Here is a 12,060-nt window from a genome sequence, read left to right on the forward strand (position 1 = left end):
TTTAAAACATAGAAATAATGAATAATCTAAAACACAATTCGATACTTAACATTATTTTCGGAATAGTATTATTACTAGCCTCATGTAGAGAAAAATCTTTAGAAAAGAGCGATTCGTCGGCCGAAGGTACCATGGAAAAAGAAAACGAAGCACCTAAAAAACAGCTTTCACAAGAATTCAAAGATTATTGGTACAAGGGCACAGCAGAAATAACCTCTTATTCATTACAACAAGCTAGGTATGGCGAAATAAGAGAAGGAAATGCTGTAATGATATTCGTTACCGAACCATTTTTACCTGGTCTACAAGTAAAAGCTGATACAAATGACAGTAATAATATTCCCGTACTCAAACTTAATGCTACTAAAAATTATATTACAGGAATTTACCCTTATTCCATTATGACAAGTAGTTTTTATCCTGTTCATGATAACCAACATGCGCTGAAACTTTCGTTTTCTTCTCAAGAATGGTGTGGTCATGTTTATGCCCAACTAAATAACCGGGGTAATTTTGAAATTATGTCACACTCCTATTTTGGCTCTGAAGCAGATCAAGATTATCATTTAGATAAAGCTAATCTTGAAAATGAAATTTGGAACAAAATCAGAATCAATCCTGCAAATTTACCTATTGGTGAATTGACAATGATTCCTTCCTTAGAATTTGTAAGGTTAACACATAAAGAACTTAAGGCATACAACGCAATCACCAACTTAACAGAAGCTGATAGTATAAATACATACGAAATTAGCTATCCAGATTTAGAACGTACTTTAAAAATTAATTTTCGGAGTGAATTTCCTTACACTATTGAAAGCTGGACGGATACTTACAAAGATGGTTTTGGAGAAAAAGCTAAAGTTTTAACCTCTACAGCAACAATAATTAACAGGATTACAACACCCTATTGGCAGCAAAATTCGAATAAGGATTTATCTTTGCGCGACAGTTTAGGATTATAACTTTATGAAAAACTTTATTGCCAATCATCACAATGAGCTTATCTATAGCCTTGTTGTTTTTATCGTTATTCTTATATTAAAATTTCTTTTTTCCGCTGCGGTAAGAAAAGTTAGCAAAATCAGTGATTTCAATCCTGTTCGTACCAATTTAATCCTCAAATTCATTAATATTGGGTTAACCATTATTGCTGTTGTCGCACTCACTTTAGTGTGGAGTGTAAATTATAAGGATTTAGGCGTTTTGTTATCCTCAGTATTTGCTGTTATAGGTGTTGCATTATTTGCCCAATGGTCAATACTTAGTAATATCACTGCAGGCGTTATCATCTTTTTCTCCTTTCCATTTAAAATAGGAAACACCATCCGTATTTTAGACAAAGAGTTAACCGACCCAAATTCGACGGAGCTAGATTCTTTTGTAATTGAAGATATTAGGGCTTTTCACCTTCATTTAAGAAGAAATAATGGGGAGATTCTTACCTATCCCAATAACTTAGTTCTTCAGAAAGGTGTTATTCTAATTTCCACCTATCAACAAGGTGAATTTTTAAATACCGATGAAGATGAAGAACAAACGATTTGATTCTGTTAAAGAAGTCGTAAAAAAGCCCTGTTAGGTACGAATCTTATTATATTTGGATTTACTACCAAAACCATCCAAAAATGCGCCGAATATTATGGTTTATAACCTGTTTCCTAATTGTATTAAATACTCTTTCCGCTCAGGCACCAAGAAATAGCTCACCTGCAGATATTTATCATTCCATTCAAAAATTGAACTTTTTAGGTTCTGCATTATATATTGCTGCTCACCCAGATGATGAGAACACTCGTTTAATTTCCTTTTTATCAAATAATAACAAGGCAAGAACAGGGTATCTTTCGTTAACCAGAGGTGATGGAGGTCAAAATTTAATTGGGCCTGAATTACGTGAACTATTAGGTGTATTACGAACGCAAGAATTGCTTGCGGCAAGACGAGTAGACGGCGGTGAACAATTCTTTACCCGTGCAAATGATTTTGGATATTCGAAACAACCTAGTGAAACTCTCGAAATATGGAATAAAGAAGCCATTTTAGGAGATGTGGTAAAAGCAATTCGAAAATTCAGACCCGATGTTATCATTAATAGGTTTGATCATAGAACACCAGGTAGCACTCATGGTCATCATACTTCTTCAGCTATGTTAAGCTTTGAAGCCTTTGACCTTGCAAATGATGCAAGTGCATATCCCAATCAACTAAAGACTACGAGTACTTGGCAACCAAAACGTTTGTTTTTCAATACTTCGTGGTGGTTTTATGGTAGTGAAGAGAATTTTGAGAAGGCCGACAAATCTAAAATGCTAAATATGGATGTTGGTGTTTATTATCCTATGTTGGGTATGTCGAATAACGAAATAGCTTCCATAGCAAGTAGCCAACATTTATGTCAAGGTTTTGGAAGATTAACTTCAAGAGGCTCTGAAAATGAATATATAGAATTATTAAAAGGTGATTTGCCAGAGGATAAAAACAATATTTTCGATGGCATAGACACTAGCTGGTCAAGAATTGAAGGCGGTAAAGCCATTGGGGAAATTCTATATGGCATTCAAAACAATTTCAATTTTAAAAACCCAACAACTCATTTACCTGCCTTATTAAAAGCTTACCAATTACTTCAGAAAACCACTGACGAACATTGGAAGGAGCTTAAAAACAAGGAATTAACAAATATAATAACAGCCATTTCTGGATTATACTTAGAAGCTTTTACAGAAACACCATATGCAAACCCTGGTGAAACCGTTGATGTACAATTGCAATCTTTAAATCGAAGTACTGCTAATGTAAAAATTAATTCTGTTTTCATTAATAATCAAGATATGGCTATTAATGATGTTGTTTTAAAGAATAATGAACCTTTTAAAGAAAAAGTAATTCTAAAAATACCTACATCTACAGAATTTACTAGCCCCTATTGGTTAATGGAAAAAGGTACACTCGGTACTTATACCGTAAACAATAGTGACTTAATAGGAAAGCCAGAAACACCTAGAGCTTTTATAACAACATTTAATCTAGATTTTAATGGCATTATTATTCCTATAACCAAAGCGGTTATATTTAAATATGCTAAGCCAGAAAAAGGAGAAATATATCAGCCTTTTGAAATAATACCCGAGGCTACAGCTAGTTTTGCTGATAAGGTTTTAATTTTCGCTGACGCGTCTTCAAAAAGAATTCCTGTTATCGTTAAAGCACACCATGACAGCATCTCTGGTACTATTGAATTAAAGTATGGGGCAGATTGGCAAATAGATAAAAAATCCCAATCTTTTTTCATTGCAAAAAAAGGAGATGAAAAAACAGTTTATTTTAATTTGAGTCCACCCTCCTTAGAAAATGAAAGCACTATCTCCCCTATCATAAAATTAAATGGTAAAGAGATGACAAAGGAGTTAGTAACTATTGATTATGACCATGTACCTACCCAAACAGTACTTTTACCTTCGGAAGCAAAAGTAGTTCGCTTGAACATACAGAAGGCAGGGGATAATATAGGTTATATTATGGGTGCTGGCGACGAAGTACCTACTAGTTTAGAACAAATTGGCTATAATGTTCAGATAATTGACCCAACTACAATTACTACAGAATCATTAGCAAAATATGATGCTGTAGTGTTAGGCATACGCGCCTATAACGTTGTTGACGAATTAAAATTCAAACAGCGCTTTATACTCGATTATGCTAAAAACGGTGGTACCGTTATTGTGCAATATAATACTGCAAGTAGATGGGGTAGCCAATTTGAAAATATAGCTCCGTATGAACTAGAAATTTCTAGAGATCGTGTTACAAATGAAAATTCTGATGTCGAAATAATTGCAAAAGAAAATTCGTTAGTAAATTTCCCTAATAAAATCAATCAAGATGATTTTAAAGGATGGGTTCAAGAAAGAGGTTTATATTTCCCAAATAAATGGAGTTCAGAATTCACTCCTATTTTAAGTATGCATGATAAAGACGAAGAAATAACAAAAGGAAGCTTATTAATTGCCCCTTACGGAAAGGGAAACTATATTTATACCGGACTTAGTTTTTTTAGGGAATTGCCAGTTGGTGTACCTGGAGCTTATAAATTATTCTCAAATATGCTCTCTGTAGGCAAGAATAAAGTTGAGGTTAAAGAGAATATAAAGGGATGAAAACAGAACGAGACGAAAATGCAACTTGGAAAAAAGAGTATACCATACTTCTGGTGCTCAATTTAATATATATCCTTATTTTCTATTACATTATGACTTCATTCAACTAATATGAAAGAATTAGATTGGATTATTTTGGCCAGCACCTTGCTCTTTATCGTTATATACGGAGTTTGGAAAACTAAAGGAAGCAAAAACGTCGACGATTACGTACGTGGTGGCAACGACTCTAAATGGTGGACCATTGGTTTATCTGTAATGGCCACACAAGCAAGTGCAATCACTTTTTTATCGACACCGGGTCAAGCATTTCATGATGGAATGGGCTTTGTACAATTTTACTTTGGCCTTCCTTTTGCCATGATTATTATATGCTTGGTATTCATTCCGTTGTACCATAAAATGAAGGTTTACACGGCATACGAATTTCTTGAAAATAGATTTGATATTAAAACTAGATCTTTAACTGCTGTTTTATTTTTAATTCAAAGAGGTCTTGCCGCCGGTATCACCATTTTCGCTCCTTCTATAATTCTCTCTGCCGTATTAGGTTGGGATTTGCGTACCCTGAATGTTATTATAGGAACCCTAGTAATCATATATACTGTTTCAGGAGGAACAAAAGCTGTTAGCGTTACACAAAAGCAACAGATGTTCATCATTATGACAGGTATGTTCATCACCTTCTTTTTCATTTTAGGTTATCTACCATCAGACATTACCTTCAGTAAAGCGATGAAAATCGCAGGTGCCAGTAATAAACTTGAAATTTTGAATTTCGATTTAGATACTTCTAGCCGATATACATTCTGGAGTGGTATTACAGGTGGGTTGTTTTTATTTCTAGCATACTTTGGCACGGACCAAAGTCAGGTACAGCGTTATTTAACGGGTAAATCAGTAAGAGAGAGTCAATTAGGACTTGTTTTTAATGCAATTTTTAAAATACCTATGCAGTTTTTCATTCTGTTGGTAGGGGTTATGGTTTTTGTTTTCTATCAATATAATCCATCCCCATTGAACTTTAATCCATCTGCAACCCAAGCAGTCATGAATTCACCATATGCCAATGATTATAAAATTTTACAAGAAGGTCAAATTGCATTAGAGGCCGAGAAAAGAATCGCACAGAACAAATTTTCATCGGCTCTTGAAATAAAAGAATATACTGCAGTTGAAGAAGCCAAAAATCAAATTATCCGTATCAATCAAAAAGATAGCACCAATCGTATAGCTGCAAAATCACTGATAAGCCAAGCAAATGATGTGGTAGAAACAAATGATAAGGATTATGTTTTCATCCATTTTATACTAAATAATTTACCGACCGGTTTGGTGGGGTTATTATTGGCAGTAATTCTTTCTGCTGCCATGTCGTCCACAGCCTCTGAACTAAATGCGCTCGGCACTGTTACAGCTTTAGATTTATATAAGCGTAATATGTCACGTAATTTTACGGAAGCACATTATGTTAAGGCTTCAAAATACTTTACGCTATTATGGGGTATAGTGGCAATTTCCATAGCTAGTGTTGCCAATCTTTTTGATAATTTAATTCAATTAGTTAATATAATAGGTAGTATCTTTTATGGTAATGTTTTAGGTATCTTTCTTATTGCCTTCTTTATCAAATTTATTAAGGGAAACGCCGTATTTTTTGCTGCCATAGTAACACAAATCATAATCTGCATCATTTATTATTACTTAATACACATATATCCTTCGGGTCAGGAAAAATTAGGTTATTTATGGCTTAACTTTTTCGGTGCCGCTATTGTAATACTTATTTCATTTGTGTTTGAAGCGTTTGATAGAATGTTAAAAAAACCACTTCCTTCAATTTAACAAACCCCATATATTTTACATAACCCCGTAAATGGTAGATAAAACTATTATATCTTTTTTTAAAGAAAATTATAACGAAAATCCGCTTATTATCAAAGCTCCAGGGCGAATAAATCTAATAGGTGAACATACCGATTACAATGAAGGTTTAGTGTTACCTGCCTCAATAGAAAAAGGTATTTATTTTGCGGTTTCAGCTAATAATATAGAAGCAATTAAAATTGAAGCATTTTTATCCCAGCCTGAAAAAATTGAGTTTGCTCTAAATGGCACTCATAAAAAATTCAAATCATTTTGGGGAAATTATTTTAAGGCCATCATGGAAATTCTTATTTCTGAAAATTACCCTTTAAAAGGGATGGATTGTGTTTTTGGTGGTGATATTCCTATAGGATCTGGACTTTCATCATCTGCTGCACTTTGTTGTGGTTTTATATATGCTATAACCAAAATTTCAGGAAAGGAGCTTTCAAGAGAAGAAATTGCTTTGATTGCTCAAAAAGCAGAACATAAAATAGGACTGAATTGTGGTTTAATGGATCAATATGCTGTTCTCTTCGGAAAAAAAGGAAATGCATTTTTCTTAGACTGCAAAGACCTAACCCATAGCTATATACCTATTAATTTAAATGGCTACAGTTGGGTATTGGTCAATTCTAACATTAAGCACAACCTTGCCGTCGATTCAGAATATAACAAAAGACGCATTTCTTGCGAGAATATTGTTAAGCAAGTGAAACTCAAGAATCCTGATGTTAGTTCGCTACGGGATGTTACTTTAGAAGACTTAAATGATATATCCGATAAAGTTGATGCCATTGACAAGAAGAGGGCAAAATATATTATTGAAGAAAATGGGCGCGTTCGTCGAATGATGAAAGCCTTAACAGAAGGAGACGCACTACAGGTAGGGGAAATTTTAAAAGAAGGGCATTGGGCGATGTCTACCCAATATGAAATAACAACATCAGAATTAGATGCCCTTGTGAAGATTGGTGAACATTTAGAAGGTGTTCTTGGTTCAAGAATGATGGGTGGTGGTTTTGGAGGATGCACCATTAACCTCATTCAGACCTCTAAATTAGAATCAAGTATAACTTCAATGCTTGAAGCTTATAAGTGTCAAACAAATATAGATGCCGAATATTACCATTTAGCCATTGATGATGGTGTTAAGGTATACTCTTAAAATTATGGATATTTTAAAAATAAAAAGTCCGTGTATATACACGGACTTTTTTACCTCTTTTAAGGATACTAATTACTTAGACCCCCACTCTTTTAATGAATCATTGTTCATTTTAATGTAATCATCATTACCAGCTTCAATAGCACCTGCTAATGATTTTTTAGCAGCTTCAATTGCTCCTTTTTTATCACCTGCTTTTGATAGAATTAAAGATTGTTGTCTAAGCTGCCAAAATGCTGGTTTTTCAGTCATTGACATTGCTTTATTCATCCATTCTTTTGCCTTGTTTATATCTTTCCCTTCGCTCGAGTAGTAAACTGCTGCAGCATAATAATCATCTGCAGTTGGTCCATTCAACGCTTTATCGATACTTTTCATAACAGTAGCATCAGTAGGAACAGTAAATGGCACAGCTACATATGTATTCGCCCAAATAATTCCAATATTAGCTCCATTACTCATAACATCATCAATGGTAATAGTAAAAGTTTCGACTGGCATATCCAATTTTTGGACAGGAACAGTTAACTGTGCAACTACTTTACTTTCTTCCCATTTACTTGGTGTACCACCACCTACGATATCAGTATAGAAGAACACTTCCCAAGTAGAAGCACCTGGCTTTGTGAAAATAGAATAGGTACCTGCTTTCACTTCTTTACCACCAATTGTTACGTCGGTGTCGAAAGTGATTTTAGTATAGGAATTAGCACCGGTACGCCATAATTTGTCAAAAGGAACAAGATTACCATATACTTCTCTTCCTCTCATATTCGGGCGAGAGTAATCAATCATAACTTCTGTCAAACCTACCGTTTGCATCAGTTTAGCTGATGGACTTGGGGCAGGTGTATTTATTTGCGCTTCAACAGTTAATGAAGCCACAATTGCCATTAAAAAAAGTACTACTTTGTTCATAATTTTATTGATTAGTTTATAATAGCAAAACTAATTATAAACAAATTGGAGAAATGTTAATAAATTCCTAAATACCATAAGGTCTTACTATTGATAAACCGCGAAAGATTTAGCAATTATTCCATCCTCAAGATATAAGGTCAAATAATAGATTGACGATTCTAAATGTTGAGATATAGTCCCTTTCTTTTCAATATTTCCAGAATTTTGCCAAACCTGTCTACCCGAAACATCAAAAATAATTTGACCGAAAATTTCCTTATTAGTTGAAATAGAATAGTGATATTGGTTTGTAGAGTTATCCTTAAAGATAACCAACTTGTCATTTTCTTCTGGGTTATCAGGTTCAGGGTTCTCAGGTTCTACTGGAGTCTCTGGGTTTTCTGGAATTTCAGGAACATCTACCAAAATCTGAAAAGAAAACAATCTAGATGTTGATTCAATTGTTGGACTTTGTCGAGAATAATACTCAGAAGTAAAAAAGTAATTGGTTGAATTGATTTGAGTTATTCCTTCAGCCTGAACAAAATTTAAACCTAGATTTTGTGGTGCATATCCGGCAAAAGGAGATTCTAAATTTAAATCATCGACAATGCCAATAAAAGGACTCAAAATAGATGAATACCCAATAAGCACCAACCTATTAGTTGCAACATCATAAGTTACATCAGTAACAAGGCCAACATCTTCAATGGCTCCTGCCCTATTTGCCACATGTACTCCCGGCGTTATCGGTAGTGTATATGCAACAGAACCAAAAGATTTCCATTGTTTAGTTAAAACTACAAACTGATTGTTTACTATAAAAAAAGCTTCAGCATCCCAGTCACTATTACCCGTATTGGTAAAGTCTTTTTGATCTTCATAAGAGAAGCTTATTGTGGTGGCTTCTACAGTATCAGAAGATTTGAAATCTTCCTTAGAAATTCGATGTATCGCTAGATCTACACGCGTACCAATATTATTACCAAAATCACCTATATATATAAATTCTTCATCCTGTGTAATTGCTTCCCAATCAATATTATCGATATTAGAAATAGTAATCCTTCGTTTAATAGATAAGTTTAGGGTATCTAACTCATATAATATTGGTTCATTACCTGAATCATTAAGCGTAACTAGACTCTCATTAAAATAAATCAATCCCGAAGTTTCAAAGACTTCATCAGGTAACTGCCCACGGGTTTGCAGATTTTCTTGTGCCTGCACACCAACCGTTAAAAAGAACAGCATAGCAAAACTTAGCTTTTGAATATAATTTTTCATAACATCCAAATAAACTACAAAAAAGATAGATACGTATACATATGCGACCTAAATTTATTTTATTCGTTAAAGTCTATTATTAAACCATCATCAAAAGCTTAATTTAATTATTGTTTAACTATTTTTATTTTTTGTTAGACAATATATGGTTCTATATTTGTTTAAATTTCCAATATGAAACTATATCAATTACATTCCAAACAAGCCTTACCCATATCTAAAAAAGAAGCTTGGGATTTTTTATCTAATCCTGAGAATTTAAAAGTAATAACACCTGAGCATATGGGGTTTCATATTTTATCTGGAACAGATAGATTAATGTTTTCAGGGCAAATCATACAATATAAAGTTTCACCTTTTCCTGGTTATACTACAAAATGGGTAACTGAAATTACACATGTTAATGAAGGTAATTACTTTGTAGACGAGCAACGATTCGGCCCTTACGCTCTTTGGCATCATAAACACTTTATTAAAGAAATTGATGGAGGCGTAGAAATGGAAGACATTATTGATTATAAAATTCCTTTTGGCATTTTAGGGCAATTAGCACATCCACTAATTGTAAAAAAACAGCTAATCGAAATTTTTAAACATCGCGAACAAAAGCTTATCGAAATTTTTGGAACTATAAAAAATGTTCCAAATGAACTAACCTTAAAATCATTTTAAATGAAAAACATACTTCTTATTGGCGGATCACATGGTATTGGTCTTTCTATCGTAAAAGAGCTTCAAGAAACACATAAAATATATGTTGCTTCTCGTACAGATGAGGCATTGTCCCATACTAACATTGTACACATTGAATTTGATGCAACCAAAGACGAATTAGATGTAACTAAACTTCCAGAAAAGATAGATGGATTTGTGTATTGCCCTGGGAGTATTAATCTAAAACCATTTAAAATGATGGGATTGGAGACTTTTAAAGAAGATATGGAACTCAATTTCTTTTCATTGGTAAAAGTGGTGAAAGCTATAATATCTAAAATGAATGAAGGTTCTAGTATGGTGCTCTTCAGTACCATTGCTGTCGGTACAGGCATGCCATTTCATACAAGTGTAGCTGCAGCAAAGGGTGCCATTGAAGGTTTTGCAAAGTCTATGGCAGCCGAATATGCGCCAAAAATAAGAGTTAACGTAATTGCTCCTTCATTGGTTGATACTCCTTTAGCCAAGAGATTATTAAACAATGATAAGAAAAGAGAAATGATGAGTGAACGTCATCCGTTAAAAAGGGTAGGTAATTCAGAAGATATCGCAAATAGTGCAGTATTTTTATTGAGTGATAAAAGCACGTGGATCACAGGACAAATTATCGGTGTCGATGGTGGTCTTTCTACATTAAACATAAACTAAATGTCAAAAAAAGAGATATCGATTTTCTGGTTTAGAAGAGATCTTAGGTTAGATGATAATGTAGGGTTTTTAGAAGCATTAAAAAGTGACTTTCCAGTACTTCCTATTTTTATTTTTGATAAAGAAATAATATCCAAACTACCAAAAAATGACGCTCGTGTAACTTTTCTTTATAAAACGTTACAGGCAATGCGCAAAAAACTACAAGAGGAAAACGACAGTTCTTTAGCGATATACTATGGCAAACCATTTGATATTTTTAAAAGTATTACTGAAGATTATTCGGTAAAAAATATTTTTACAAATAGAGATTATGAACCTTATGCAAAAGAAAGAGATACGCAAATAGCATCATTTTCTCTTGAAAGGAATATTATATTTAAAACGTTCAAAGACCAAGTGATTTTTGAAAAATTGGATATCGTTAAAGGTGATGGTGATCCTTATGTTGTCTATACTCCATATAAAAATAAATGGAAAGAGAATTTTGATGCTGACAATGATTTAAAGATTCATTATACAAGTCAATATCTGTCAAATTTAATTGAAAATACTCGCCTTCCAAACTTGTCTTTAAGCGACCTTGGATTTACAAAATCTGATATTGAAGTACCTGAATATGATGTAACACCAACCCTAATAGACAATTATGAGGACACCCGTAATTATCCTGCAATAAAAAATGGAACTTCTCGCTTAGGTCCCCATTTACGTTTCGGTACGGTTTCTGTCCGAAAAATGATGAAAAAGGCTATTGCAGAAGAAAACGAAGTATTCTGGAGTGAGTTAATTTGGAGGGAATTCTTTATGTCAATTTTATGGCATTTTCCACATACGGCGGATAATGCTTTTAGACCTAAATATGACCGTATTGATTGGAGAAATAATGAGATAGAGTTTGAAAAATGGAAAAGTGGGCAAACAGGATATTTATTGGTAGATGCAGGAATGCGAGAATTGAATGCAACAGGATACATGCATAATAGAGTGCGTATGTTGGTAGCAAGTTTTCTTTGCAAACATTTGTTAATTGACTGGCGGTGGGGAGAAACTTTTTTTGCTGAAAAACTTTTGGATTACGAAATGAGTTCAAATGTGGGAAATTGGCAATGGGCTGCCGGTAGTGGTGTTGACGCGGCTCCTTATTTTAGAATTTTCAACCCAATGACTCAAGTCGATAAATTTGATAAGAATAAAGAATATATTAAAAAGTGGATACCTGAATATAATACAGATGAATATCCAGATAAAATGGTAGACCATAAAATGGCCAGGGAACGTTGTTTAGAAACCTACAAGCAGGCTTTAAATTAAACT

10 protein-coding genes are annotated in these 12,060 nt (G+C 33.7%); 8 read left to right on the forward strand and 2 right to left on the reverse strand.

Annotated elements, in window-relative coordinates; all coding sequences use genetic code 11:
• The first annotated feature begins 17 nt into the window (after window positions 1–17).
• The 5 genes from BMY56_RS14730 (at window position 18) to galK (ending at window position 7,194) form a co-directional block, all read left to right on the forward strand.
• On the forward strand, window positions 18–965 hold the full coding sequence (locus tag BMY56_RS14730) for a septum formation inhibitor Maf (RefSeq protein ID WP_091625877.1): 948 nt from the start codon (window positions 18–20) through the stop codon (window positions 963–965).
• A 4-nt stretch (window positions 966–969) separates the two neighbouring features.
• Window positions 970–1,548 carry a mechanosensitive ion channel domain-containing protein gene (locus BMY56_RS14735; RefSeq protein WP_091625880.1) on the forward strand — a complete coding sequence of 193 codons (579 nt, stop codon included), beginning with the start codon at window positions 970–972 and terminating at the stop codon, window positions 1,546–1,548.
• Between the two features lie 80 nt (window positions 1,549–1,628).
• Complete coding sequence (locus BMY56_RS14740) at window positions 1,629–4,160, forward strand: PIG-L family deacetylase (RefSeq protein ID WP_091625883.1); 2,532 nt, start codon at window positions 1,629–1,631, stop codon at window positions 4,158–4,160.
• A gap of 111 nt (window positions 4,161–4,271) precedes the next feature.
• Window positions 4,272–6,005: a sodium:solute symporter family protein gene (locus BMY56_RS14745; RefSeq protein WP_091625886.1), complete on the forward strand. Its 1,734-nt coding sequence runs from the start codon at window positions 4,272–4,274 to the stop codon at window positions 6,003–6,005.
• Between the two features lie 31 nt (window positions 6,006–6,036).
• Entirely contained in the window at window positions 6,037–7,194 is a 1,158-nt protein-coding gene (gene galK / locus BMY56_RS14750) for a galactokinase (RefSeq protein ID WP_091625889.1), read from the forward strand.
• 72 nt (window positions 7,195–7,266) lie between these two features.
• On the opposite strand, the gene BMY56_RS14755 is transcribed toward galK, so the two are convergent.
• Both BMY56_RS14755 and BMY56_RS14760 read right to left on the reverse strand, forming a co-directional pair.
• Window positions 7,267–8,112 (reverse strand): DUF2911 domain-containing protein, encoded by an 846-nt coding sequence (locus BMY56_RS14755; RefSeq protein ID WP_091625891.1) that lies wholly within the window; start codon window positions 8,110–8,112, stop codon window positions 7,267–7,269.
• An 87-nt stretch (window positions 8,113–8,199) separates the two neighbouring features.
• Window positions 8,200–9,381, reverse strand: a complete 1,182-nt coding sequence (locus BMY56_RS14760) for a hypothetical protein (protein WP_091625894.1) — start codon at window positions 9,379–9,381, stop codon at window positions 8,200–8,202.
• Between the two features lie 174 nt (window positions 9,382–9,555).
• On the opposite strand from BMY56_RS14760, the gene BMY56_RS14765 reads away from it, so the two are divergent.
• Genes BMY56_RS14765 through BMY56_RS14775 form a run of 3 tightly spaced genes read left to right on the forward strand, consistent with a single transcriptional unit; the run spans window position 9,556 to window position 12,057 of the window.
• Window positions 9,556–10,053, forward strand: coding sequence for an SRPBCC family protein (locus tag BMY56_RS14765; protein WP_091625897.1), 498 nt, complete (start codon window positions 9,556–9,558; stop codon window positions 10,051–10,053).
• Window positions 10,054–10,743 (forward strand): SDR family NAD(P)-dependent oxidoreductase, encoded by a 690-nt coding sequence (locus tag BMY56_RS14770; RefSeq protein WP_091625899.1) that lies wholly within the window; start codon window positions 10,054–10,056, stop codon window positions 10,741–10,743.
• Window positions 10,744–12,057 carry a cryptochrome/photolyase family protein gene (locus tag BMY56_RS14775; RefSeq protein ID WP_091625902.1) on the forward strand — a complete coding sequence of 438 codons (1,314 nt, stop codon included), beginning with the start codon at window positions 10,744–10,746 and terminating at the stop codon, window positions 12,055–12,057.
• The last annotated feature ends 3 nt before the right edge of the window (window positions 12,058–12,060 follow it).

This window comes from Maribacter orientalis, assembly GCF_900109345.1.
Taxonomy (GTDB): Bacteria; Bacteroidota; Bacteroidia; order Flavobacteriales; family Flavobacteriaceae; genus Maribacter; species Maribacter orientalis.